Source organism: Microbacterium sp. Be9 (assembly GCF_011754135.1).
Lineage (GTDB): Bacteria > Actinomycetota > Actinomycetes > Actinomycetales > Microbacteriaceae > Microbacterium > Microbacterium maritypicum_A.
In genome coordinates this window covers 229831-255304 of record NZ_WNWT01000002.1, presented here as the reverse complement: position 1 = coordinate 255304, position 25474 = coordinate 229831, and the positions used below count along the sequence as shown (strand labels likewise).

23 protein-coding genes are annotated in these 25474 nt (G+C 69.4%); 7 read left to right on the top strand and 16 right to left on the bottom strand.

What is annotated here, in order from left to right; translation table 11 throughout:
• Nucleotides 1-38 precede the first annotated feature (38 nt).
• The gene (locus GLO27_RS02265; protein WP_021199722.1) at nt 39-653 is read right to left on the bottom strand and encodes a 50S ribosomal protein L25/general stress protein Ctc; all 615 of its coding nucleotides are present in this window, start codon (nt 651-653) and stop codon (nt 39-41) included.
• 223 nt (nt 654-876) lie between these two features.
• Between GLO27_RS02265 and GLO27_RS19985 the strand changes: the two genes are divergently transcribed.
• On the top strand, nt 877-1002 hold the full coding sequence (locus tag GLO27_RS19985; protein WP_017828452.1) for a hypothetical protein: 126 nt from the start codon (nt 877-879) through the stop codon (nt 1000-1002).
• A gap of 44 nt (nt 1003-1046) precedes the next feature.
• Here the strand turns inward: GLO27_RS19985 and GLO27_RS02260 are convergent, their stop codons facing one another.
• The 7 genes from GLO27_RS02260 to GLO27_RS02230 all read right to left on the bottom strand — a co-directional run bounded on the left by GLO27_RS02260 (nt 1047) and on the right by GLO27_RS02230 (nt 7568).
• Nucleotides 1047-1538, bottom strand: a complete 492-nt coding sequence (locus tag GLO27_RS02260) for a gluconokinase (protein WP_021199723.1) — start codon at nt 1536-1538, stop codon at nt 1047-1049.
• A complete protein-coding gene (locus tag GLO27_RS02255; RefSeq protein WP_167253408.1) occupies nt 1535-2572 on the bottom strand; it encodes an alcohol dehydrogenase catalytic domain-containing protein in 1038 nt (345 codons plus the stop codon). Before GLO27_RS02255 ends, GLO27_RS02260 begins: the two co-directional genes overlap by 4 nt.
• Before the next feature lie 16 nt (nt 2573-2588).
• On the bottom strand, nt 2589-3320 hold the full coding sequence (locus GLO27_RS02250) for a fumarylacetoacetate hydrolase family protein (protein WP_167253406.1): 732 nt from the start codon (nt 3318-3320) through the stop codon (nt 2589-2591).
• A complete protein-coding gene (locus tag GLO27_RS02245) occupies nt 3320-4105 on the bottom strand; it encodes an SDR family oxidoreductase (RefSeq protein ID WP_167253404.1) in 786 nt (261 codons plus the stop codon). Before GLO27_RS02245 ends, GLO27_RS02250 begins: the two co-directional genes overlap by 1 nt.
• Nucleotides 4102-5520, bottom strand: coding sequence for an MFS transporter (locus tag GLO27_RS02240; protein WP_021199727.1), 1419 nt, complete (start codon nt 5518-5520; stop codon nt 4102-4104). The genes GLO27_RS02245 and GLO27_RS02240 overlap by 4 nt, the downstream gene beginning before the upstream one ends.
• A gap of 146 nt (nt 5521-5666) precedes the next feature.
• Nucleotides 5667-6455 carry an IclR family transcriptional regulator gene (locus tag GLO27_RS02235; protein ID WP_029260548.1) on the bottom strand — a complete coding sequence of 263 codons (789 nt, stop codon included), beginning with the start codon at nt 6453-6455 and terminating at the stop codon, nt 5667-5669.
• A 54-nt stretch (nt 6456-6509) separates the two neighbouring features.
• Nucleotides 6510-7568 (bottom strand): D-2-hydroxyacid dehydrogenase, encoded by a 1059-nt coding sequence (locus tag GLO27_RS02230; RefSeq protein ID WP_021199729.1) that lies wholly within the window; start codon nt 7566-7568, stop codon nt 6510-6512.
• A 99-nt stretch (nt 7569-7667) separates the two neighbouring features.
• On the opposite strand from GLO27_RS02230, the gene GLO27_RS02225 reads away from it, so the two are divergent.
• Together GLO27_RS02225 and gndA are read left to right on the top strand one after the other, a co-directional pair.
• On the top strand, nt 7668-8558 hold the full coding sequence (locus tag GLO27_RS02225) for an NAD(P)-dependent oxidoreductase (RefSeq protein WP_167253402.1): 891 nt from the start codon (nt 7668-7670) through the stop codon (nt 8556-8558).
• Between the two features lie 56 nt (nt 8559-8614).
• A complete protein-coding gene (gene gndA, locus GLO27_RS02220; protein ID WP_029260545.1) occupies nt 8615-10069 on the top strand; it encodes an NADP-dependent phosphogluconate dehydrogenase in 1455 nt (484 codons plus the stop codon).
• Between the two features lie 74 nt (nt 10070-10143).
• Here the strand turns inward: gndA and GLO27_RS02215 are convergent, their stop codons facing one another.
• From GLO27_RS02215 to GLO27_RS02200, 4 genes are all read right to left on the bottom strand, one after another.
• A complete protein-coding gene (locus tag GLO27_RS02215; RefSeq protein ID WP_200861065.1) occupies nt 10144-10869 on the bottom strand; it encodes an ABC transporter ATP-binding protein in 726 nt (241 codons plus the stop codon).
• Between the two features lie 89 nt (nt 10870-10958).
• The gene (locus GLO27_RS02210; protein ID WP_167253400.1) at nt 10959-12434 is read right to left on the bottom strand and encodes an ABC transporter permease; all 1476 of its coding nucleotides are present in this window, start codon (nt 12432-12434) and stop codon (nt 10959-10961) included.
• Nucleotides 12435-12537: 103 nt separating this feature from the next.
• On the bottom strand, nt 12538-13182 hold the full coding sequence (locus GLO27_RS02205) for a bifunctional 4-hydroxy-2-oxoglutarate aldolase/2-dehydro-3-deoxy-phosphogluconate aldolase (protein WP_235045225.1): 645 nt from the start codon (nt 13180-13182) through the stop codon (nt 12538-12540).
• A complete protein-coding gene (locus tag GLO27_RS02200; RefSeq protein ID WP_167253396.1) occupies nt 13179-14096 on the bottom strand; it encodes an SMP-30/gluconolactonase/LRE family protein in 918 nt (305 codons plus the stop codon). Before GLO27_RS02200 ends, GLO27_RS02205 begins: the two co-directional genes overlap by 4 nt.
• Before the next feature lie 112 nt (nt 14097-14208).
• Between GLO27_RS02200 and GLO27_RS02195 the strand changes: the two genes are divergently transcribed.
• On the top strand, nt 14209-15126 hold the full coding sequence (locus tag GLO27_RS02195; RefSeq protein ID WP_029260540.1) for a dihydrodipicolinate synthase family protein: 918 nt from the start codon (nt 14209-14211) through the stop codon (nt 15124-15126).
• Nucleotides 15123-15842, top strand: coding sequence for an SDR family oxidoreductase (locus GLO27_RS02190; protein WP_021199737.1), 720 nt, complete (start codon nt 15123-15125; stop codon nt 15840-15842). The genes GLO27_RS02195 and GLO27_RS02190 overlap by 4 nt, the downstream gene beginning before the upstream one ends.
• 66 nt (nt 15843-15908) lie before the next feature.
• Here the strand turns inward: GLO27_RS02190 and GLO27_RS02185 are convergent, their stop codons facing one another.
• Genes GLO27_RS02185 through GLO27_RS02175 form a run of 3 tightly spaced genes read right to left on the bottom strand, consistent with a single transcriptional unit; the run spans nt 15909 to nt 19067 of the window.
• The gene (locus tag GLO27_RS02185; protein ID WP_021199738.1) at nt 15909-17222 is read right to left on the bottom strand and encodes an extracellular solute-binding protein; all 1314 of its coding nucleotides are present in this window, start codon (nt 17220-17222) and stop codon (nt 15909-15911) included.
• A gap of 49 nt (nt 17223-17271) precedes the next feature.
• A complete protein-coding gene (locus GLO27_RS02180; protein ID WP_167253394.1) occupies nt 17272-18129 on the bottom strand; it encodes a carbohydrate ABC transporter permease in 858 nt (285 codons plus the stop codon).
• Entirely contained in the window at nt 18129-19067 is a 939-nt protein-coding gene (locus GLO27_RS02175; RefSeq protein WP_021199740.1) for a sugar ABC transporter permease, read from the bottom strand. The genes GLO27_RS02180 and GLO27_RS02175 overlap by 1 nt, the downstream gene beginning before the upstream one ends.
• A 227-nt stretch (nt 19068-19294) precedes the next feature.
• On the opposite strand from GLO27_RS02175, the gene GLO27_RS02170 reads away from it, so the two are divergent.
• On the top strand, nt 19295-20098 hold the full coding sequence (locus tag GLO27_RS02170) for an IclR family transcriptional regulator (protein WP_021199741.1): 804 nt from the start codon (nt 19295-19297) through the stop codon (nt 20096-20098).
• 96 nt (nt 20099-20194) lie between these two features.
• Entirely contained in the window at nt 20195-21355 is a 1161-nt protein-coding gene (locus tag GLO27_RS02165) for a mandelate racemase/muconate lactonizing enzyme family protein (RefSeq protein ID WP_021199742.1), read from the top strand.
• Between the two features lie 71 nt (nt 21356-21426).
• Here the strand turns inward: GLO27_RS02165 and GLO27_RS02160 are convergent, their stop codons facing one another.
• Entirely contained in the window at nt 21427-25437 is a 4011-nt protein-coding gene (locus GLO27_RS02160) for a hypothetical protein (protein ID WP_167253390.1), read from the bottom strand.
• Between the last annotated feature and the right edge of the window lie 37 nt (nt 25438-25474).

Here is a 25474-nt window from a genome sequence, read left to right as displayed (position 1 = left end):
ATCGGATCGCGTCCCCTCTGTGATGAATCAGTCGGAGGTCACTCCGCGGCGGCCTCTTCGGCAGCCTCGGTGGCCTCGCCGGCCTCGGCGGCCTCTTCGTCATCCTCGGTGGGTGCAGCCGGGACCGAGATCGCCACGACGAGGACCTCGGGGTCGGAGAGCAGCGTGGAGCCCTTGGGGAGCTTCACGTCGGCGCCGGTGATGTGCGCGCCCTCTTCCAGGCCCTCGACGGAGACCTCGATGTTCTGCGGGATGTGCGTGGCCTCGGCCTCGATCGACAGCGTGGTCGCGTCGAGGTTGACGATGGTGCCGGCAGCGGACTCGCCCGTGACGACGATCGGGACGTCGATGGCGACCTTCTCGCCCTTCTTCACGACGAGCAGGTCGATGTGCTCGATGATCTGGTGCACCGGGTCGCGCTGGACGTCCTTGACGAGGGCGAGCTGGCCCTTGCCCTCGATGTCGAGCTCGAGAAGCGCGTTGGCGCGACGGATGATGAGCGAGACCTGGTGGCCCGGCAGCGCGACGTGCACCGGCTCGGTGCCGTGGCCGTAGATGACGGCGGGGATCTTGCCGGCGGCGCGGAGGCGGCGGGCGAAGCCCTTGCCGAAGCTCTCGCGGAGCTCGGCCTGGACCTTGGTGTCTTCAGACATGGGTTCTCCTTCGGGACACGCAGCGAAGGCGCCGCGCGGTGGTCTTGGAATTTTCGAACTCGCTGACGCAGGAGGAAAGCCACCGGGCTTGCTTCGCCGCGTCGATAACGGATGTTCGCGCACGCGCAGAAGCATCCCTCGCCGAGGTACAGCCTCAATGGTACCGGATGACCCGATAGGCTGAGGACACCGGTCCTTTTTCTGCAGAACACGGAGAACCCCCATGCTCGACGGCGCCTTCCTCTCGCACGCACTCCTCTGGCTGATCGGCGCCATGACCGTGTGCGCAGCCGTCACCTCGTTCATCGCGCTGTTCGCGATGGGACGCTCGGGATACCGCAAGGACTGACCGCCGGTCGCAGAGCCGTTTCCGCACGCTCTGCCCCCGAACTCTCAGCGCCGCTGTGCCGCTTCGGCGATGACGGCGGCCGCGGTCCGGACGTCCGCCGACTCGTCCACCCGGATTCCAGCCTCATCGGCCTCGAGCGATTCGAGCGTCTGGAGCTGCGAGTCCAGGAGCGCCGCCGGCATGAAGTGATCGGCCCGCAGCCGCATCCGCTCCTCGAGCACCGCGCGACCGATAGCGAGTTCGGCGAAGAACGTCTCGGGCGCTCCGGTCCGGATGACGTCGCGATAGACGCGCTTGAGCGCCGAGCACGCCACGACGACGCGGTCCTCACTCTGCAGCGTCTCGCCGACCAGACGGAGCCAGGGCAGCCGATCCGTGTCGTCCAGAGGCACCCCGGCCGCCATCTTGCGGACGTTCGCGGCCGGATGCAGATCATCGCCGTCGATGAAGCGCGCACCGAGGCTCTCGGCAAGGAACGCACCCACGGTCGACTTGCCCGAACCGCTCGGGCCCATCACGACGACGCGCACACTCATGCCTCCCGGCCGAAGTCGACGAGCACCTTGCAGGAACTCGCGGGGTCGGCGGCCAGTGCGAACGCGTCGAGCGCGTCGTCCACAGGCACCACCTGGCTGATAATACCGCGCACGTCGAGGCTGCCATCGGCGAGGGCGGCGATGACCTCGCCGAACTCCGCGCCGAAGCGGAAGGACCCCCGCAGCGTGAGCTCGCGAGTGATCGCCGTGGCCATCGGCGCGGGAACCGCGCCCCCGCGCTGGAGCCCCAGCATCACCACCGTGCCCCCGCGGACAGCAGCGGAGACGGCGGCGTCGAGCCCCGGAACCGTTCCGCTCGACTCGATCACGACATCGGCATACAGCTCGGAGATCTCGGTCTCAGCCCGCGCATCGATCGCTCGGATCCCGCGCGCCTCGGCGATCTTCCTCGGCCGCTGCTGCAGGTCGGTGACGGTCACGGAGGACGCGCCGGCACGCTGGGCGACGGCGGCGACGAGCTGACCGATGGGTCCGGCGCCGATCACGACCACTCGCCGGTCCCGCACACCCCCCGCCCTCTGCACCCCGTGCCAGGCGACGGCCGCGGGCTCTGCCAGCGCCGCCGTCTGCAGGTCGAGGCCGGAAGGAAGCGGATACAGCATGCGCGCAGGGAGCGCCACGCGCCGCGCGAAGGCTCCCTGCGTGTGCGGCAGGTGCATCGCCGACCCGAGATACGTCGAGGCCGGTGCGAGATTCGGATGCTCGGGGGGCCAGGGCGTGCGACCGTCGCCGTGCGCGGTGAGCGGATGGACGGCCACGGGGGTGCCGACAGCCGGTCCCGTGCCGTCGGCCGCAGCGACGGCCACGACCCCGGACACCTCGTGCCCGAGGATCATCGGCTCGCGCAGCACCGATGCACCGGCCGCGCCGTGCTGCCAGTAGTGGAGGTCGGATCCGCAGATGCCGCCGTAGGCGATGCCCACGACGGCCTCGTCCGATCGGGGCGCCGGGGCTCCGATGTCTTCGATCCGCAGGTCTTCGGCGGCGTGCGCCACCACGGCGAGGTTGTTCACCGCGCTCCTTCCTCGGTCACACGAAAGCCGTGACCAACTCGATCCCCGCCACTCTGACGGTCACGATCTGCCCCGGCCCCACGGGCGCCTGCGAGTGCGGAGCACCCGTCATGACGACATCGCCCGGGCCGAGCGGCGACCACGCAGCCACGTAGGCGAGGCAGTCGCGGATCGACATCGGCAACTCCCGGCTTCCGGTCTCGGCGACCGGGCGTCCGTCGACCTCCACCTGGAGGCGCACATCGTCGATCCCGGCTGCGGTGTCGATCCAGGGGCCGAGCGGCGTGTACCCCTCCCCCGACTTCGATTCGAAATTTCGCGGATCGAACGCCGCGCGCTCCGGACTCGAGAGGTCGTTCACCGCGGTGACCCCGAGCACGTACTCGTGCGCGGTCTGCGCGGTCAGCCCCCGGGTCGGGCGGCCGATCACGACCGCGATCTCCCCCTCGGCGACCTGGCCGCCCGCATCGCGGCGCAGGACGACGTCGACGCCGCCGGCGGTCACCGTCCGCGGGCTCTTGAGCCACGCCTGCACGGGAGAGACGTGGGCGGGTCCGTTCTGGGCTATGCCGACGATCACCAGCGGATCCACCGGCGCGATGACCGTGCCTTCGATGCGCGGCCCGGCATCCTCCGGCTCCTGCCCCTCGGCGAAGGCGACGAACGGATCCGTCACCGGGATCAAGCCGTCGGCCGCCTGCCGTACCCACCGGGGGCCTCGCGTGGTGGCGATTCGTCCGAGACGCATCAGACGACCGCCGTCATGCCGCCGTCGACGAACAGCGTCTGTCCATTGACGAAGTCGCTCGCGCCGCTGGCGAGGAACAGCAGGGCCCCGACGAGGTCCGCGGTGTCACCCCAGCGCCCGGCGGGTGTGCGCGCGCGGACCCACTCGGAGAACTGCTCGTCTGCGACGAGAGCCTTCGTGAGCTCGGTGGCGAAGTATCCGGGCGCGATCGCATTGGCCTGGATACCGTGCGGGGCGAGATCGGCGCACAGCCCCTTCGTGAACATCACGATCGCGCCCTTGGTCGCCGCATACGCCGCGATCGACGGGCGGGCGAGCTGCGACTGCACGCTGCCGATCTGGATGATCTTGCCCGAGCCGCGCGCGATCATCCCGGCGGAGACCCGTCGCGACAGGTGGAAGACGCTGGAGAGGTTGGTCTGCACGAGGGCATCCCAATCCTCGTCGGCGAACTCGGCGATCGGCGCACGGCGCTGGACACCGGCGTTGTTCACGAGGATGTCGGGAGTGCCGACCAGATGCTCCACCTCGCCCATGCCGGCATCCACCGCCGCCGCCTCGGTCACGTCGAAGACGACGCTGTGCACGACGGCTCCCGTGCCCTGCGCGATCTCTCCCGCCGCCGCCTGCGCCTTCGCGGCATCCCGCCCGTGCACGACGACGGTCGCGCCCGCGCCTGCGAGCCCCTCGGCCAGAGTCCTGCCGATCCCCTGGCTCGACCCGGTGACGAGCGCCGTGCGCCCGGTCAGATCGAAAGCGGCGAGTCCCGCCGGCAGCGCCGTCATCGTCCGACGGCCTTGATCGACACCGTGGTGGCGAACACGTCGTCGCCGCCCTCCCCGCGCGAGACCTTGATCGCGTCGTCGACACGGGTGAGGTCACGGCGGAGCGTCTCGGGAGCGAGGAATGTCGACGCGGTGGTGATGAGGGCCAGCACAGCCATGTAGATGGCGAGGAGCACCCAGTTGCCGTCGCTCACCGCGATCAGGTAGGCACCGAGGACACCGGCGAGGCCACCGGCGAGCACGGCCGAGATCTCGCGGGCCATCGCCACGCCCAGGTAGCGGTGACGGTTTCCGAAGAGCTCGGGAAGCATGGCGCACTGCGGTCCGAGCATGCTGTTCACGGCGACGCCGATGCCGATCGCGATCACACCGATGGCCACGGCGTAGTTTCCGAGCGACAGCAGCCACCACGCGGGGAACGTGTAGATCAGCATGAAGACCGCTCCGAAGCGGTAGACGGTACGGCGCCCGAAGCGGTCGGAGAGGTGGCCGGTGAACGGCACGGAGAAGACGCCGATCAGCGAGCCGAGGGTGACGCCCCAGGTGAGCAGACTCTTGTCGGCGTTGTCGCCGACGACCGTGACGAAGAAGGCGAGACCGAGCGTCTGGAACATGTACGAGCCGCCGTTCTCGGCCATCCGCAGCCCCACGCCGACGATCACGCCGGGCAGGCCGTGGGTGAAGATCTCCTTGATGGGGCGGTCGGCGATCTGCTCGTGCTTCTCGAGCTCGATGAACGTCGGCGTCTCGCGCAGCCGCATCCGGATGAACAGCGCGAGCAGGATCAGCGCGAAGGAGGCGAGGAAGGGCACGCGCCATCCCCAGCTCAGCAGCTGGTCCTCGGGGAGCAGCGTGATCAGGCCGAACACCACCGCGGCGAGCAGTGTGCCCGCCTGGATGCCGACGAACGGGAGTGCCGAGAAGAAGCCCCGGCGCTTCACCGGCGCGTACTCGGCCATCAGCACCGTCGCCCCCGCCTGCTCGGCACCCGCTCCGAAACCCTGCAGCAGCCGCATCAGCACCAGCAGGATCGGTGCCCACACGCCGATCGCCGCGTAGGTGGGCAGCAGTCCGATCGCGGTGGAGGCGCCGCCCATCAGCACGATGGTCGCGACCAGGACCCACTTGCGCCCGAGCTTGTCACCCAGGACGCCGAAGAACAGGCCGCCGAACGGACGCGCGAGGAATCCGACGCCGAAGGTCGCGAACGCGGCGACCGTCGCCATCGCCGGGTCATCCTGCGGGAAGAACAGCACATTGAAGATCAGCGCCGTGGAGAGGCCGTAGAGCGCGAAATCGAAGTACTCCAGCGCGCTGCCGATGCTCGACGCGAGGGTCGCGCGGCGCAGGTTCGCCGCGTATTCCGGGTCATCGGACGCTGCTCGGGGTGAGGTGCGGGGGTCTGTCACGGCCATCTCCTTCGATCGGCTTCGCCTGCGGCGTTCCCCGACTGTACCAGCCCGTTGGATTGTGTTCAACCCTTTGGACCGACTTCGCGTTCCGCTGCAGGCACGCAAAAGGACCACCGCGCCCTGCGGGCGCGATGGGGCGCAGGAGGGCGTCAGTGCCGAACGGCTGAGCTGAAGGGGTTCGTCAGCGCGGCGGCGGCGTCCCGCAGCGCCTCACCCACCCGCTCGATGCGCTCGTAGTCGGCCTCGGCGGCACGGATCGCAACACCGAGCGCGAGCGGCGGGTCCGTCGGCGCCCAGCCTTCCAGGGGCACCGCGACGCCGACGATGCCGCGGAAGGACTCCTCGGCATCGAGCGCCCAGCCCCGTCGACGGGCGGTCGCCAGCACCTCCAGCAGCCCCGGCATGGTCGTCGCGCTCCGCTCGGTGAGCTGCGGGAAGACGGCATCCTCACCGAGGAGCTCGACTACTTCCGCGTCACTCATCGCCGCCAGGAGCGCGCGCCCCGTGGCCGACAGCGGCGCCGGAAGCCGCGAGCCGAGCGGGGTGCCCAGCCGGAGCGAGCGCGACCCCTCATGTCGCGCGAGATACAGCGCATCGGTGCCATCGAGCATCGCGACCTGGACCAGCTCGGAGGCGAGCTGCGGCGAGGCCTCGCACACGCTGTAGAACTCCCGCACCTGGTTGAACTGGGCAGCGAACGCACCACCGAGCTCGGCCGTGCGCACCCCGAGACGATAGCCCTGCGGGGTGCGATCGATCATGCCCCCGGCCTCGAGCGCCAGGCAGAGGTTCGCCGTCGACGACTTCGCCAGCCCGAGTTCCCCCGCGAGCTCGGTGAGCGTTCGTGGACCCCCGGACTCGGCGAGGATGCCGAGCAGGCGGATGCTGCGGGTCACGGCAGGTGCGGGGTCGCGCCCTTCGCGGGTGTCATCATCCATGGCCGCACCTTCCGACAGCGGGGAGCCACAGGCGCTCGATCACCTGTGGGCCGATCAGTAGAACTCGACCGTATCGACCACGGCGGTCAGCGGCTCGCCATCGAGCAGGCGCGCCGCGTTCTCCGCGAAGCGACGGGCGATCCGCTCCTCCTCCTTGGAGCTGAGGGCGGCGGTGTGCGGGCTCACGAGCACGTTCGGATGCGACCACAGCGGCGACGCACCGTCGAGGGGCTCCTGCTCGAAGACGTCGAGCGCGGCGAAGGCCACGCGGCCGTCGTCGAGCGCACCGAGCAGAGCGCTCTCGTCGATCACGGTGCCGCGGCCGACGTTGGTGATGATCGCACCGGGTTTGACCGCATCGAACACGTCGGCGCCGATCAGATGGTGCGTCTGCGCCGTGCCCGGAAGGGTGACGACGATCGCGTCGACGTGGGCCACCGCGTCGGTCAGCTCGTCCAGCGGCACCAGGCGATCCACTCCCGCCACCGGCTGCCCGGAGCGCGTCGTCCCCCACACCCGTGCGCCGAGCGCATGGAAGCGTCGCGCGCACTCCGTGCCGATGCCGCCCAGACCGACGACCAGCACCGTCATCTCGTCGAGCTGACGCATCTCCCAGCGGTCCGGCCAGGTACGCGTCCCCTGATCGGCGAGCAGGCGCGGGAGGTTCTTCGCGCCCGCCATCACACCGAACACCGCGAACTCCGCGAGCGGGCCCCCGTGCACACCGGCACTGGTGGTGAACACGACGCGGTCGAGCTGCGCCCGTTCGAGACCCGCGGCCTTGACCGAGGCCCCGCCACCGGCGGCAGTCGTCATGACCCAGCGCAGACGCGGGTTCGCGGCCACGGTGCGGGCCAGCGCCGCCGCGTCCACGTCGGGGATCCCGAACAGCACGTCGGCGGAGTCGATCATTTCATCGAACGCCTGCTGCGCGCTCGGCGTGCGTACGTACTCCGGGTCGCCGGACCAGTCGGCCGGTCCGCGCATAGGCGGCACGAGCGTGTGATCGCGGACCACCTCGAGGCGAGGCTCGAGTTCCTCGATCAGTCGACACAGGCGTTCCGGCAGCGGCACCGCCACGACGGCGCGCAGTTTCTTCTCGGTCCCCGTCATACTGGTCCCCTCCCTCGGGAAGTCTGGATCCCTCACCTTAGCCCAGTTCCATCCTGTTGGACACTGTTCTATCTGTTGGATTGTTGCTACCGTGTGCGCATGAGCATCTCATCCGTCACCGTCGGCGTCGTGGGCCTCGGCGCCATGGGCCGCCCCATGGCCGACCGCCTGCTCGCCGCCCGCGGGGGGCTCGTCATCCATGCGCGCCGCCCGCAGCCGGAACTGCTGGCCGCCGGCGCCTCGTGGGCGCCGACACCACGCGAGCTCGCCTCCAGAGTAGACGTCCTGCTCATGATGCTGCCCGACCTCCCCCCGTTCGAAGCCATGCTCGACGGTCCCGACGGGCTGCTCGCCGACGCCGGAGACCTGCTCATCCTCATCGGGTCCACCTCGTCTGCTCCCGCCGTCCGTGCGCTCGCGGACCGCGTCGGAGCGCAGACGGGCAGCAGGGTCAGGATCGTGGACTGCCCGGTCTCGGGTGGGGAAGACGGAGCGGTCGCCGGGACCCTCTCGATCATGCTCGGCGGCGACCCGGACGATGCCGCCGTCGCCGCCGAGGTGCTCGCGCCCTGCGGAACCCCTGTGCTGCTCGGACCACTCGGGGCCGGCGAGGTCGCCAAGGCCTGCAACCAGCTCGTGGTGTCGGCGACGATCATGGCGCTCGGCGAGGCCACCGTGCTCGCCGAGCGCTCCGGACTCGACCTCGATGCGCTCTGGTCGCTGCTCTCGGGCGGCTACGCCGGCTCGCGCCTGCTCGACAGTCGTCGCGAGAAGCTCGTCACCGGCGACGACTCCCCCAGCGGCATCGCGCAGTACATGGTGAAGGACCTCGGCTTCGCGGCCGACATCGCCGAAGCCACCGGCACCTCGCCCGTCCTGCTGCCCACCCTGCGTGCGGCCTTCGACGAACTGGTCGCCGCCGGGCTCGGAGACCGCGACATCGCGGTGTCACGACGCTTCATCGCCTCTCGTGACACAGGTGGCCACTGACCTCCCGTACAGCGATACGCTGAAACCACCCCTTCTTCACGATCGAGGAGCCTTCTGTGCCCGAAGCATCAGCGAACATCGGAGTCGTCGGACTCGCCGTCATGGGATCGAACCTCGCCCGCAACCTCGCCAGCCGCGAGGGAAACACGGTGGCGATCTTCAACCGCAGCTACGAGAAGACCCAGACGCTCCTCGACGAGCACCCCGAGGCCGGATTCGTCCCGGCCCACACCTACCAGGAGTTCGCCGACTCGCTCCAGAAGCCGCGCACCGCGATCATCATGGTCAAGGCCGGCGGCCCGACCGATGCCGTGATCGACGCGCTGGTCGAGGTGTTCGAGCCGGGCGACATCATCGTCGACGGCGGCAACGCGTACTTCCCCGACACCATCCGTCGCGAGAAGGCGGTCCGCGAGACCGGCATCAACTTCGTCGGCGCCGGCATCTCCGGCGGCGAGGAGGGTGCCCTCACCGGCCCCTCCATCATGCCCGGCGGCTCTGACGAGTCGTGGGTCACGCTCGGACCGATCCTGAAGTCGATCGCCGCGATCGCCGAGGGCGAGCCGTGCGTCACGCACGTCGGCCACGACGGCGCCGGGCACTTCGTCAAGATGGTGCACAACGGCATCGAGTACGCCGACATGCAGCTCATCGCCGAGGCCTACGACCTCATCCGCCGTGGCACGGGCAAGTCGCCGGCCGAGATCGCCGAGATCTTCGCCGAGTGGAACAAGGGCGAGCTCGAGTCGTACCTGATCGAGATCACCGCAGAGGTGCTCCGCCAGATCGACGCCGAGACCGGCAAGCCGCTCGTCGACGTGATCCTCGACCAGGCCGGCGCCAAGGGCACCGGAGCCTGGACCGTGCAGACCGCGCTCTCACTCGGTGTCCCCGTCTCCGGCATCGCCGAGGCGACCTTCGCCCGCTCGCTCTCGTCGCACCCCGAGCAGCGCGCCGTCGCCGGCGGCCTCCCCGGCCCCGACGAGGAGTTCACGGTCTCGACCGAGGACACCGAGCAGTTCATCGAGGATGTGCGCCTGGCGCTCTACGCCTCCAAGATCGTGGCCTACTCGCAGGGCTTCGACGAGATCCGGGCGGGGGCGGCCGAGTACGGCTGGAACATCGACCTCGGCGCGATCTCGAAGATCTGGCGCGGCGGTTGCATCATCCGCGCCCAGTTCCTCAACCGGATCGCCGACGCCTACGCGGCGACCCCCGACCTGCCCGTGCTGATGACCGCACCGTACTTCGCCGAGGCGCTCACGCGTGGCCAGGCATCGTGGCGTCGCGTCGTCGTGACCGCGGCCCAGGCGGGCATCCCGGCTCCGGCGTTCTCGTCGTCGCTGTCGTACTACGACGGCATCCGCGCCGACCGCCTCCCCGCCGCGCTCGTGCAGGGACAGCGCGACTTCTTCGGTGCGCACACCTACAAGCGCATCGACAAGCCGGGCACGTTCCACACGCTGTGGTCGGGCGACCGCACCGAGATCGAGGCGGAAGACACGCACTGACGTCCCGTCGTCGAAGGGCCGGATACCGCGAGGTACCCGGCCCTTCGTGCACCATGGTGGTGCCATCCCACCGCCTACCTCGTGATGTCCTGGACGACACCCTTCGTGAGGCGCAGACGCCGTGTCGCGCGTCGCGCCACCGCCGAGTCGTGCGTCACCACGATGATCGTGATCCCCTCGGCGCACAGCGATTCGAGAAGCGTCAGGATCTCGTCGCGCATGCTCTCATCGAGGTTGCCCGTCGGCTCGTCGGCCAGGAGCACCCGCGGCCTCTTGACGAGGGCGCGCGCGATCGCGACGCGTTGCTGCTGACCCCCGGAGAGCTCAGCGGGCCGATGGTCGCCTCTGTCGTCGAGACCGACGTGGGCGAGAGCCTCAGCGACCCTCATGCGCCGCTCTCCCTTGTCGAGATCGAGGGGCTCGAGCGCCATGTCGACGTTCTCCGTGGCCGTGAGCGTGGGGATCAGGTTGAACCCCTGGAACACGAATCCGAGCTCCTCCGCCCTGAGGCGTCCGAGTTCCTTCGCCGAGGCCGACGCGAGTTCGCGGCCGTCGAGCAGGAGGGAACCCGTCGTCGGCGTGTCGAGCGCACCGAGCAGTTGCAGGAGCGTGGACTTGCCGCCGCCGGTGGGGCCCTGGATCGTGACGAACTCGCCGGGCATGATGTCGAGGTCCACACCAGTCAGCGCTTTCACGATGCGCCCCTTCTGCGTGTACGTCCGGGTCACGCCCGTGACGCGGTAGATCGGCTGCTCGTGCCCGCCTCGGGGCGCCGTCTGATCGAGGTCTGCGATGGTCATGTGCGTCTCCTGCTCGTGGGTCGTCGGCTTCCGGGTTGTTCGGATCGGGGGTGGCGGGTCGTGCCGGACGTCGCCCGCGCGTGCGGTGATCATGCGACCGACCGCAGGGCTTCCGCCGGGCTGAGACGCGCGGCGCGCCAGCCGCCGAACGCTCCGGCGACGAGTCCGCCGAGCACCGCGAGACCGACGGCGGCGACCAGCACCCCGGGGGTGAACGGCGCCTGGAGCACGACATCCGCCGCGGCGGTCTGGAGCATCCCTCCACCTCCGGTCGGTCCCCCGCCCATGCCCCCGCCGATGGCACCGGGACCCGCGCCCTGGCTCGCACCGCTCGCAGCGACCGTGGGCCTCAGGACGTTGATCAGCACGATGCCGGCGATACCCAGGACGAGGCCGACCGCTCCCCCGATCAGCCCCTGCACCATGGACTCTCCGGCGACCTGACGGACGACCCTGCCGTTCGACCAGCCGATCGCCTTGAGCGTTCCGAACTCCCTGGTGCGACGCCCGACGCCCGACAGGGTGAGCAGCACCGAGAGCAGCACGGCGACGGCGAGCACGATGATCGAGAGCCAGGTGCCGAGGTTCGTGATCAGTGCGGTCGCGCTGGAGAGCGAACCGGAGACGGTCGCGGCGAGCTCGGACTGCGAGGTGACGGTCGCATCGGGGAGCGCGTCGGCCAACGCGGACTGCACGGCCTCGATCGAATCGGCCGAATCCGCCTGCACGTAGACGGTGGAGATGACGTCGTCCACTCCGGCGAGCGTCTGCGCGGTGCGCAGCGGCAGATAGACGTTCGCGGCGGTATCCGCGCTGTCCGAGGTCGAACCGAGGATGCCGACGACCTCCACATCGGAGCCGGCGACATCGATCGTGTCTCCCACCGCGATCTCGTCGGTACCCGCGTAGGTGCTGTCGACGAGGGCGACGAGCGCCTCGGCATCATCGGCGTCGAACCCGCGTCCGTCCGTCACCTCGGCCGACGCGAGCGGACCGACCGAGGTCGCTGCGGGGTCGATGCCGAGCACGGAGAAGGAGTCGACTCCGAAGGATCCTCCTCCTCCTCCGCCCTGTCCGGCGTCCGGTGCGGTCTGCCCCTCCTCGGGCGCGGCCGGCTGCTCGCCGTCCTGCGGAGCGAATCCACCGCTGGGCACCTCACCGGAGAAGGTGGCGTTCGTGAGGCTGAGCGCCCCGGATGCCGCGGCGACCCCGTCCGTGGCGGTGACGGTGTCGAGCACCGATGAGTCGAGCGTGCCGCGCAGGAAATCGGTCCGCAGTGTGGACTGCGCGAGCGTGGTGGTCTCGCCGTCGCTCTGACCTGCATCCGCGTCGAAGTCGAAGCGCGGCCCTTCGCCTTGGCCGGGTTCGGCGGGCTCGCCCGTCACGGTGAGATCGGTGCCGACGCCGTAGACGGAGGCGAGGGCCTGCGCCTGCGCGTCCCGCACTCCCGCCGTGAGGGCGTTGACGACGATCACGAGGGCGATCGCGATCGCCAGCCCGATCGCGACGATCATCGTCTGCTTCTTGCGGCCGGCGAGTTCGCGCCGCAGATACGTTCCGTACATCTCTCTCCTTCCGCCGCGGCCATCGCGGGGCGAGATCGACGTTAGGAATCGCGCATATGCGAGATCGAGGGGCCGATGATGAGGAACCTATGGAGTGCGCCGGTCACCCCGCGCGCACGGCCTGCATGAATGCCCCGGCGCGGACGGCGAGCGCGTCGAGATCGCCGCCGGGACTCGCCGCATCGCCGACGAGAGGCCCGCCCACCCCGATGCCGAACGCCCCGGCGGCGAGGTACTCGGCGACAGTGTCGACGCGCACCCCTCCCACGGGGATGATCCGCGCCTGCGGGAAAGGATCGCGGACGGCGCGGATGAAACTGGACCCGAGCGCCGATGCGGGGAACAGCTTCACCGCTGCGCTGCCGAGGTCGTGGCCGCGCTGGATCTCGGTGGGCGTGTAGACGCCCGGGAGCACGCCGATGCCCAGGCTGACCGCATGGGCGACAGAAGCGCTGAGCGTGGGCGTCACCATGAACTGCGCGCCGGCGGCGAGGGCCCTCTCCACGTCGGCCTCGTCGAGGACGGTACCGGCGCCGATCAGAGCCTCGGCCGGGGCATCATGCACGACCTGGGCGATCGCCTCCTCCGCGTCAGGCAGGGTGAGTGCGATCTCGAGGGTGAGCACGCCCGCCGCGAGCAGCGTCCGCGCCGCGCCGACCGTGGCGTCGACATCCGTCCCCCGCAGGATCGCGACGAGTCGGGTGCGGCGCAGGCGTTCCTGCAGCTGCGCGTTGTCCACGGTGCTCACGATGCCCCCTCCTCGATCGAACCGGCCGCCGTCGTCGCCGGCACCGCGCCTCGCCATGGGAACGCGGGTGCGCCGCCGACCTCCACCTCCACGCCGAGCAGTGCCCCGTCGGCGTCGGCGGGATCGGTCAGTCCGATGCTCGCGGTGGTGATCACCAGCAGCCGGTCGACCAGAGCCACGGCTGTCGGCCGCTTCGCCGGAAGGACGATCGTCTCCAGGATCTCCCCGGCCGGCGAGTAGCGGCGCACCTCGGACGCATCCCAGACCGCGACCCAGAGCATGCCGTCGAGGTCGATCGTCATGCCGTCGGGGTTGCCTCCTTCGACCCGGCACACCGTGCGGCGGTTCGAGAGCTCTCCGTCCGGCGCCACATCGAACGCCTCGATGCGGCGATGCGGGAGCGTGTCGATGTAGTAGAGCGTGGCACCGGTGCGGTCGAAGGCGAGGCCGTTCGACACGGTGATGCCGCCGAGGCGCGCGACGGGCTCCCCGTCGGGACCGAGGCTCCACAGTGTGCAGTGCGGGTCGCGGGGCATGGCCTGGCTCCCCACCCAGAAGCGCCCGGACGGATCGCCCCCGCCATCGTTCATGTAGTCGCCGGGTCCCGCGATGTCGTCGGTGATCGGCGAGACGACGCCATCGTCGCTCACGTGGACGACGCGGCGGTCGACGCCGACCAGCCACCCCGTGCCCGGCTGCGCGAGCGGGATCGGGGCACCGATCTGCGCGCCGACGACGACCGCGGCCTCGGGAACGACCGTGATGCCCTCGATGCGTCCGCGGTGCAGCGAACCCGTCGCCATGTCGATCCAGAGGAGGCTGCCGTCACGGGCATCCCAGCGTGGAGATTCGGCCTGGACGTAGCGGGCGTCGGAGAGGATCTCGACGGTGCGGGCGGCCTGAGGGTGCGACATCCGGGTCATCCTTCTCTGGTAGGTCATAACCGTTATGTGGCAGACTATCTCACAATATGCATAACACTTGCGAGAAATGTGGATACACGATGATGAAGCGGGGAAACAGCTGATGGCTCCGACACTCCACGGCTTGATGCCCATCCTGGCGACGCCTTTCGACGAGTCGGGTGCCCTCGACCGCGAGAGCCTGCGCCGACTGGTCGAGTTCCAGCTCGCGTCCGGAGTCGACGGCGTCGCCGTCTTCGGAATGGCGAGCGAGGGCTTCGCGCTCACCACCGAGGAGCGCCGCACGATCCTGGACGATGTCGTCCGTGTGGTCGAGGGCCGGGTGCCCGTGATCGCCGGCGTCAACGGCACGTCCACGGCGACCTCGATCGAGCAGGCCCTCCTCGCGGAGGAAGGGGGCGCTGATGCCCTCATGGTGCTTCCTCCGTTCATGGTGAAGCCGCCCGCCGGGACGCTCGTCGACTTCTACGGAGATGTCGCCGACGCCACCTCGCTCTCGGTCATGGTGCAGGATGCCCCCGGCGTCACCGGCGTCGTGATGGCCCCTGCGCTGATCGCCGAGATCGCCCGCCTCGAGGGCGTCGACTCCGTCAAGGTCGAAGCCCCGCCGACCGCGCCCAAGGTGGGCGCGGTCGTCTCGGCGATCGACGATCCGAACTTCGCGGTGCTCGGTGGACAGAATGCGCAATTCTGCCTGGAGGAGTATGCCAGGGGCGCCGTCGGCACGATGCCGGCCTGCGAGTTCCCCGACCTCCTCGGTCCGGTGCTCGCGCAGTTCACGGAGGGGCGCGTCGACGAAGCCCGTGCCGAGTTCCGTCGTATGCTCCCTCTCGTGCTGATCGGTCTGCAGGGCGGCATCGCGTGGGCGGTGCACAAGGAGGTCCTCGTCGCGCGCGGCGTGATCGACCACGCGACGGTGCGCTATCCGGCTTCGCGCCTGGATGCCGGCAGCCGTGCATCGGTCAAGCTGGTCATCGACGAGCTCGCCCTTCCGCCCATCCCCACCACGGTGCGCGTGTGACCCGCCGCGGCGTGCTGCTGATCGGCGGCAGTTCCGACATCGGTCTCGCGATCGCCCGCGCCTTCGTCGACGGTGGAGACGCCGTCGTCGGGGTGGGGCTCGAAGACTCCGACGATCCCGTCTTCGAGCGGTACCTCGTCGCGGACTGCAGCCGACCGGAGGCCGCCGACCGCGCCGTCGCGGACGCGGAGCAGGCGCTCGGCCGACTCGACGTCGTCGTGCTCGCGGCCGGCCGCATGCCGATCGCCCGCGCGGAGGCGACGAGCGACGAAGACTGGCGCGGCGCGCTCGGCGCCACGCTCGACTCGGCGTTCTTCGTGGCACGAGCCGCTCTCCCCCGCCTCGCATCGGGGTCGTCGGTCGTCGCGGTGACCTCGGTCAACTCGTCCCTCGCCGCTCCTGCCCTCCCGGCCTACGCGGCCGCGAAGGCCGGTGTGGACGGCCTCATCCGCCAGCTCGCTCTCGACTACGGCCCCCGCGGCATCCGCGTCAACGCCGTGCAGCCTGGCAGCATCTCGGCCGTCGACACCGGAGAGAGCGAGGGCTACCCGCTCGGGCGCATCGGGCGCCCGGAGGAGGTGGCTTCGGTCGTGGCGTTCCTCGCCTCCGACGCCGCATCCTTCGTCACCGGCACCTCGATCGCCGTCGACGGCGGTCTGTCGATCTCCTCGCCCGCCGCCTGGCTGAAGCCGGTGCTGCGGGAACGCTGGCTCTGAGCCGCTCGTTCCCACGAAGAAGGCCGCGTCCCCATCGGGACGCGGCCTTCTGACTCTGCGATCCGCTCAGGCGTTCGCGTCGAGCAGACCCTGCACTTCCTTCTTCAGCGCGTTGAGGCCGGCCTGCACCTCGACCTGACCGGCGAGGATCGTCGCGACCCCCGCTCCGATGGCCGCATCGATCTGCGCGGTGACCGCGACGCGGTCCCAGGCGGCGCCACGGGCGTGCTCGGAGACCTCGGTGCGGAACGCGCCCTGGAACTTGTCTGCCGCGAGGGCCGGGATCTTGTCGGCGACGCTCTTGGCGGCAGGTGCCACCGCGGAGTTCTCATACAGCGCGGTCGCCGCTTCGACATTGGTCGCGGCGTAGAGGATGAAGTCACGGCTCGTGAGCTCTCCCTCGCCCGCCGTCGCGAAGACACCGCTGCCCCAGGCCCGGTTGAACGAATCCTTGCCCCCGGCGGTCGGACGCGAGATCGCGCCGATGTTGTCGATGATGTTCTGGGCGGCACCGTTCGTCTTGACGAAGGTCGATGCGAGCGGGGCGTCGTCGTACAGGGCCGCCCGTCCGCTCGCGAACAGGATGCGGGCATCGCTGCGCGCCACGTTCGTCTGCGTCAGCCCTGCGTCCTGCAGGGACTTGTACCAGGTGACGGCCTTGACGCTCTCGGCGTCGCCCAGGGTGCACTTCAGATCGTCGGTGACGACGTCGCTGCCGAAGCCCCACATCCACGGGACGGCGTCCTTGAGGTCGGGGTTCTTGGTGACGGCGGCGTACGGGATCAGCGAGGAGTCCTGCTTCTTGATCTTCTCGAGCGCCGTGGCGAACTGCTCCACGGTCATGCCCGACTTGATGCCGACGCTCTTCGCGATCTCTCCGTTGGTGATGATGCCGATGCCGGCGGCCGTCAGGGGCAGCACGAGCAGCTTGCCGTCCATCGTGTACGAGTCGAGCACACCCTGCGGGATGCCGAGCCCCTTCGCGAGGTCGGAGAGGTCGGCGAGCACGTTCATGGGGGTGAGCACCTGCCACCCGCCCGACTGTCCGACGCCCATGAGGTTGCCGGAGCGTCCGGTCAGCGCCAGCTGGGTGGCCGCCTGATCGTACGGGTAGATCACGGGGGCGACCTTGACGCCCTCCTGCTTCGAGAATCCGTCGAGGATGCCCTGCCATGCCGACTTCAGGGCCTCCTCGCCGAGCGAGTTGCCGTAGAAGTTGATGGTCTTGGCCTTCGTGGCCCCGGCGGCCGTGGCTCCGGCACCGGTGCCGGGGGCGGCGGGAGTGGCACAGCCGGCGAGCGCGAGAGCGCCGAACGCGGCGAGGACCGTGCCGCCTCCGAGGAAGGCTCGGCGGCTCAGCTGCGAGTTCGAGATGTTCATGAGACTGCTCCTTCGGGATGAGGGGGACGAGCTGTTCTGCGGTGCATCGCTAGCCCTTGACCGCTCCGGCGGCGAGGCCGGAGACGAAGTAGCGCTGCAGGAGGATGAAGATGATGACGAGCGGGAGGGAGGTGATGAGGGACGCCGCCATGAGTGCCGGCCAGTCGGCCGTGCCCTCGCGGATGAACGCCTGGGTGAGTCCGGCGGGCAGAGTCTGCTTGTCGGGGCCGGCGAGCGTGAGGGCGAAGAGCAGATCGCTCCAGCCGCGCATGAACGCGAACATGCCCGCGGTGATGAGACCGGGGACCACGAGCGGGAACACGATGCGGAACATCGTGCCCGTGCGCGACAGGCCATCGACCTTCGCCGCCTCGATGATGTCGTCGGGGAGGGCGTCGATGATGCCCTTCAACAGGAACACCGCGAGCGGCAGTGTGAACGTCGTGAACGAGATGATCAGCGCAGTGTAGGTGTACAGCAGCCCGGCCGAGCTCAGCATCAGGTACAGCGAGATGAGCAGCAGGGCGCCGGGGATCAGCTGGCCGATGAGGAACATGAACATGACGGCGTTCCGGCCGCGGTAGCGGAACTTCGACAGCGAGTACGCCATCAGCCCGCCGACCAGGACCGCGAGCAGGGCGGTTCCGGTGGAGACGATGATGCTGTTCATGAGGTTCTTCAGCAGCAGGTCGTTCTGGAAGAAGCCGATGAAGTTCTCGAAAGTCGGGTCGACAGGGAAGAACGGACGGTCCAGGGAGAAGACGTCCTCCTTCTTCGTGAACGCGGTCGCCGTGAGCCAGTACACCGGCAGCAGGCCGAACAGAGCGAGGAGCAGGAGCAGCACGCGCCCCGGGATGGACAGGTGGGGGCGGATGATCGACTCCCCCACATCGCGACTACGGCGCATCACTTCTCCAGCCGTCGGTTGAGGAACAGGTATCCGGTCGTGATGATCGCGAGCAGGACGAGCCAGAGCGTGCCCATGGCCGAGGCCTTGCCGAGCTCGTAGCTGCCGAAGGCCAGGTCGTAGAGGCTGACCGCGAGCGTCGTGGTCGAATTGCCGGGCCCGCCGCCGGTCATGACGAAGATCGTGTCGAAGTTGCCGAAGTTGTAGATGAACTCGAGCACCGCGACGAGGGTGACCGGGCCGGCGATGTGCGGCAGCGAGATGTGGCGGAACCGCTGCGCACGCGTCGCACCGTCGATCGTGGCCGCCTCGATCTGCTCGCTCGGGAGGGTCTGGAGCACCGCGAGGGCGACGACCATGATCCACGGGAACGAGTGCCAGGTCTTGGCGATGACCACGGCGGCCATCGCGCCGGTCGGGGTGCCGAGCATGCTGACCTCCGGCAGGCCGAAGACCGAGAGCACGTGGTTGACGACGCCGTAGCTGTCGTTGAAGATCCACGCCCAGAGGAAGGAGACGACCACGCCGGGGAGCAGCCAGGGCAGCATGAGAGCGCCGCGCAAGATGTTGCGTCCGCGCATGCGGGCGTTCAGCAGCAGGGCGAGAGCCACACCGAGCACGAGGGGGAAGACCGTGGAGAGCGACGCGAACACGAGGGTCGTGCCGAGCCGGGCGAAGAACTCCTCCCACACGGCCGCATAGTTGTCCAGACCCACGAAGGTGCGCTCGGGACGCAGGAGCGATTGATCGAACAGGCTCGTGAAGATGCTCGACACGAGGGGGAAGATCGCGATCACGAGGAACAGAAGGACCGCAGGAAGTGCGATCATGAAACCGAAGGTGCGATCCTTCGCGCCCAGCGTGGAGCGTCGCCCGGAGCGTGGCTCGACGGCCTTCTGCTCGCTCTCCGCGGGCCGCTCGAGTATGGCTTGTTGCATTGCAGTCACTTTCCAGTAGAGACGACCCCCGGGGGCCCTGCGCGTCGTCGTCACAGTCGTCAACGTCGACGTGCGGCCAGTTAACCACAATGCGGATGCGAAATCCACAAAATGCATAAGACACCCACATTTGTGTTGCTCGAAGCCATTTCACTGCATAAGATGACTGGCAGCGGCGACCAGCCGCAGCGTCGCATCCGCGGCGGCAGTACTGAGGAGGAGTGACCATGGCATCGGAATCGGTGGGCGGCACCCAGACCGTCGAACGGGCGATGTCGTTGCTCGCATGCTTCACCGAGGAGTCCGGCGAGCTGAGGGTCTCCGAGCTCTGCACGCTCACCGGGCTCGGCCAGTCCACCGTCTCGCGCATGATGTCGGCACTCGACCGCATGAAGTTCGTGGTGCAGGACGCCCGCACCGGCCTCTACCGCCTGGGACCGGCAGCCGTGGCGCTCGGCACGATCGCCCTCAACGGCTCCCCCATCTTCCGCGCGTCGCGGCAGATCGCCCAGAACCTCGCCCGCAAGATCGAGATCGGCGTGAACGTCGCCGAGCTCAGCGGCTTCACCTTCACCTACCTCTGCAACTTCGAAGGCGCGCTCGCGCCCAAGTCCTTCGCGATGGCCGGACGCACCGGCCCTCTGCACGCCACCGGCCTCGGCAAGGCCCTGCTCTCCGGCATGACCGATGAGCAGGTGGACGAGTACTTCGCCCAGACGCCTCAGCGCTTCACCCCTCATACGATCGTCGACCGTGCAGCCATGCAGCTCGCCCTCGACGAGACCCGCAGCCGGGGCTATGCGACCGAGATCGAGGAGCTCGCCTTCGGACGCGCGTGCATCGCCGCCCCCATCCGCAACCGCGCGGGTGAGATCGTCGCCGGGCTCTCCGCGAGCGGTCCCCTCTCGGTGCTCGATCTGCACGCCCCGCACCAGGAACTCGCGCTGCAGCTGATCGAAGCCGCCGACGAGATCTCCGTGGCTCTCGGCTACAGCCCGTCCCGCACCGCGTCGGCCTTCGCCGCGCTCTGACTCCTCCGCCGCGACGCGGCCCTCTGATCCGATCCTGATCCCTGACCGCGGCACCAGCCGCCGGCCGCTCGCCCCTCGATGTCTTTGGAGACCCCTGTGAGAATCACGCGCGTCCAGACCTTCCCCCTCTACCTGTCGAAGGAGGAGGCGAACAACTCCTACGCCGGCGACACCGCAGTCGACCACCGCGGCTACGTGATCCGCCCGCCCTGGCGGAGCCTCTACTCCCCCGGCTACGAGACCCTGCTGGTGAAGATCGAGACCGACGAGGGTCTCGTGGGCTGGGGCGAGGCGCTGGCGCCGGTCGCCCCCGTCGTCGCCGCGGCGATCGTCGACAACCTGCTCACCCCCCTCATCCTCGGTGAGGACCCACGCTCGGTGCGCACGCTCTGGCACCGCATGACAGAGTCGATGCGCGAGCGCGGGCACCTCACCGGCCACCAGGCCGACGCCATGGCAGCCGTCGACATCGCCCTGTGGGATCTCTGGGGCCATGCGACCGGCCTCTCGGTCTCCGAGCTCGCCGGGGGACGCTTCCACGAAGTGCTGCCGACCTATGTCTCCGGGATCCGCGGTGTCGACGACGTCGAGCGGGCGGAGAAGGCGGCCGAGCTCGTCGAGGGCGGCGTGCGCCGCATCAAGCTGCACCTCGGCGTCGACATCCGCACCGACCTCGCCACCTACGACGCGGTCCGGGGTGTGCACCCCGACCTCGACGTCGCGCTCGACGCGCACTGGACCTACCGGCTCGGCGAGGCGCGGGCCCTCGGTCGGGAGCTCGACGACCGGAGGGCATGGTTCTTCGAGGCGCCGCTGGCTCCCGAAGACGTCGAGGGACACCGCGACCTCGCGACCGCGCTCGCCACCCCCATCGCGGTGGGCGAGGCGATGCGCAGCCGCTTCGAGTTCACCGACTGGCTCACCCGCCGCGCGGTCGGCCTCACGCAGCCCGACATCGGCCGCACCGGCATCACCGAGGGGCTCGCGATCGCGGCAGTCGCCGACGCGTTCCACGTGCAGGTCGCCCCGCACCACTCGGCCGCCTTCGGCATCGCGATGGCTGCCGGCGTGCACGTCGCGGCGAGCGCCGCCTCGCTCCTCGCGTTCGAGTACCAGCCGTTCACGCTCCCGGTCGCCAACCGCCTGCTCACGACACCGCTCGAGGTGCGTGCCGACGGCGGGTTCCTGGTCCCGACCGGTCCCGGCCTCGGCGTGACCGTCGACGAGGACGCGATCAAGGAGTACGTGCGGCACTGACGCCCCTCCGCACCCACCACGAAGGGGTGGGCCGGCCGGATCTCTCCGACCGGCCCACCCCTTTCGTCATGTCAGTCCCCGATGCGCACGAATTGCGCCGCGCTGACGCGGTGGATGCTGGTGTTGCGGACCTCGAGCCGCACTGTTCCGGTCGCACCGGCCGCGTAGCGGAACGAACCCAGCGATCGCCACGCTGCCGCGCCCTGGGTCTGATCCACGATCACCTCGGAGCTGCCGTTCTGATGCTCGACGACGTAGGCGGCCGCGGTCGTGGTCGTGGGGTTCGTCGGGTACCAGACCGAGACGCGGTAGAGCCCCGCCTGCGGAAGGTCGACGTTCCACGTTACGGTGCTGCCCACGGAGTCGGAGTCGCTGTAGCGCGTGCGCGTGCCGTTCCAGCCGGAGAGTCCACTGGGGTACCAGTTGCCCGATTCCAGGTAGCCCGGCCACGGCGACTGCGTGTGTGCGATCACGCCCTCATCGGCGACGCGCACGAGCACTCCGCGTCGCAGAGTCTGGTCCAGGCGCGCCTCGAATCGGGTCGACGATCCCGGCGCGACGCCGGCCCCTGCCGTCACCGTCCAGGTGTGGGTCAGATCCGACCTCGGCGGCACCGTGATCGTCGCACTCTGCTGCCCGACGCTCCACCCGGTGAGGCCGTAGAGCGCGAGCGTGCCCTGCAGCGGGGTGACCCCGGTGTTGATGACGAGTGCCGTCAGCTTCGCGACCGCGCCGGGACCGCTGACGATCTCGACGTCCGAGGTGAGCGACACCAGGCGGCGACGGTCGATCACCTCGATCGCGGCGGGGCGCAGCGTCACGGGGTCCTCGCCGGCGACCGACAGCTTCGCCTTCACCTCGACCTCGCCGAGCGCCGCTGCGGTCGCGATGACGGCCGCGGACTCGACCCGCGCGGAGCCCTGCGCGGGAACGGAGATCGCCGGGACGGCACCGTCGAGGCTCCAGCCAGACGGCAGGGTCACAGCCACGGTGCCGGTGACGGGGTCGTCCGTCGCATTGCGCACTTCGATGATCAAGGGAACCCGGTCTCCCGCGGTTCCGGTCGCCTGCGCGATCACATCGCCCGCCAGCCCGGGGTTGGCCCCGCTGATCCGCGACGGCAGCTGGAGGGTGACCTCGGGCGTGGTCGTGCCCCCGGAGGTGATCGTGTACCGGAACGTCTTGGTGAGGTCGTCGACGGGGATCGTCCACTCGAACGGGTACGCCTTCTGCGGAGCCTGCTGCACCGCCTGCGCACCGATGCGGTACGACAGCGTGGCCTGCTGCTCGGTGTCGATCTGCACGTAGGCGTCGTACCCCTGCCCGTCGGGACGCACCAGAAGCATCCCGCGCGCGACCCCGTACTCGGTGGCGGGATCGGAGTCGAGCTCGTGGAAGCTGTCGCGCCCGTGATCGACGACGTCATCGAACGGCAGCCCCGGCCGCTGCACCGTGACGTTCCGCACCACCAGGGCCAGCAGTCCGCGTGCGGGCACCGTGACGGTGATGCGACCGTTCTGGGCCGCCGAGGTCGAGCGGGCGCCGTTCGCGGCGACCACCTCGACCGCGGTCGACGAGCTGCGGGGCAGGCCGGTGAGATCAGTGGAGAGGTCGACGACCACCTGCTGCGCGGTGCCCGCGGAGTTGGTGAGGCTCACGTACAGGGCACCGTTGCCGACGCCGCCGATCCAGTTGACCAGAGGGTTGTCGACCCCGATGAGCCCCTCGGGGAAGTACGGCCACACGCCGTCCTCGCCGAAGAACGTTCCCGGCGCATGACCGTAGGCGAAGAACTTGAAGTAGGCGAAGTCGGCCTCGAACACGTGCGGGAACTCGATAGCGCCGGCGCTGCGGTAGAAGCTCTCGCTGATCAGGTAGTCCATCGCGAGTCCGAGCTGGGCGGGCGCGTGGTGGAAGTAGTACCCCGTGATCCCCACCGGACCGCTCGTCGCGAAGTCGGGCTTCATGTGCGCGACCTGGAACTGCCGCCCGTAGTAGCCGGGATACGTGGTGAACCGTCCGATCACCATGTTATGCGCGATGTCGGCGAGCAGCTCGTCTCCGGTGTGATGCGCCAGCCGCAGCAGAGCTCCGGCCCAGCACGGGTTGAACACGTAGCCGCCGCCCGGGTTGGTCAGGGTGCTGACGCCGAGCTTGAACGACGACAGCGCCTCGAACGTCAGGCCGGAGGGCGAGACGTACCAGGCCGGCACCGTCTCCGTCGGAACGTTCGTCGTCGGGTAGGACGGGAGCGACGAACGCGACTCCCAGTCGTACTGCTGCTTGATGACGGCTCCGACCGGGACCGTGACGTTCGTGTCGGGAACCGGGCGCACCGCCGTCTGCGTGATGAACCGTTGCACCTCGCGATATGCCCCGTCGAGGAACTCGGTCTCGCCCGTCGCCTCGAACATCTCCAGAAGGTCGACCCAGTACTTCGAGAAGCTGTAGGCGAAGCCTCCCGGCGGTTGGCCGTTGCTGCGATACGGCGTGAGGATCTGCTCCTGCGCATACCTCCGGGCGATCAGCGTCGCCTCCGCCAGATAGGCGGGATCCCCCGTGACGCGGTAGGTCGCCAGCGCGTTCGAGAACGGCGCCCTGCTCTGCCCGACCACGCCCGCCTTGGTCGCCTGCACCGCAAGCCGCTGGATGCCGGCGTTGCGGCCGTGCGTGAGCTGGTAGAGCGACGCGAGGTTCACGGCATCGGTGGGGATCTTCCCGATCCGGTACTGCGTCTTGTCGTTGTACACCGGGCTGCCGATCATCGGCGTGTGCCCGATGCCCTTGCGGGAGAGCTGGTACTCCACGAGCGGACGCGCACGACGGTCGTAGAGCGTGCTGTCGGCGGTCCCGGTCAGGTAGTGCGCGGCGAGCACGACTCCGCTGGCCGCCGTGCGGACCGCATCCTCGTTCTCGACGTCGACGAATCCCTTGGCGCGGTTCCACCAGCCCGAGTACGAAGGCACGTAGTCGACGGAATCGTCGCCGCTCGGCTCGACCGCGATCAGGGCGGTCATCGCGTGCACCGCGTCGGTCAGCGAACGGTCGTACACATTGCGCCGATACGCGGTGAGGCCGTACTCGTTCCGACACAGTTGCGTGTACGTGCCGTACACGGTGTCGGCTCGAGCGGCGATGCCGAAGGCGAAGCCGCGCTGCTGTCCGACCGTCATGGCCGTGCGCAGCCCGGGCTGCGGCGAGTACATGGACGGCACGATGTCAAGGCTGTCGTTGCGCAGGCTCATGCCGTACGGCTGCCGATCCGACATGAGCTGCCGTTCGTGCACGAACTCGGCCACCTCCGACGGCAGGTACACTCCCGAGGTGACGGCGACGTCGCCCACGGAATACTGCGTCAGCGCCATCGGGGCGAAGAGCTCCCACGCTCCCAGGGGCGCGGAACCGTCGAGCACCGAGAGAGCGTGCTGGTACGAACCGCACAGCACCTCGTCGAGGTCGTCGAGCGACTTCGTGTCCTGGCTCTGATAGCCGACGATGTAGTCCCCCGCAGTCTTGGCCGTCACCACATAGTGCGCTTCAGGATGGCTGCCCTCCAGACGCCACCGCACGACCAGGTCGACGTCGTCGGTGCTCGTGGTCAGCTCGATCGCCTGCGGCCCGAGCACCTGGAACGAGGTGAATCCGAGCCAGCTGGGCGTGAGCGGCCCGTACAGCTCCGGCGCGCTCCCCGACGGCAGCGTCCCCTCCAGCACCAGCCACTGCTCGTCGAACCGGTGGGCGGGATCGGTGATCGCCAGCCAGCCGCCGTTGCGCTTGACCTCGAGATCGCGCACGATGGTCGCCCCGCCGTCCCAGGTGGCCTGGAAGAACGTCATGCGGTGGTCGTCCCCGACCAATTGCGCGACCTGCGTGAACGCCAGGTTCGGTTTGTCCAGGCGGCGGAGGGCATCGGCGTAGACCCCGCCCGACGTCGTGAGTTCTGTCGCTGCGGCGGGGGCCGAGCCGTAGGGCGAGCCCAGCACCGGAGGAAGCACACCGGCGATCACGAGCATGCGCAGCACGGAGCGGCGGCTCCACAGCAGGGGATTGTCTTCGGCTCCGTTGCCAGCTATTGAATCCATGATGCACATACTGCAATTCATATGCGATCATGTCAAT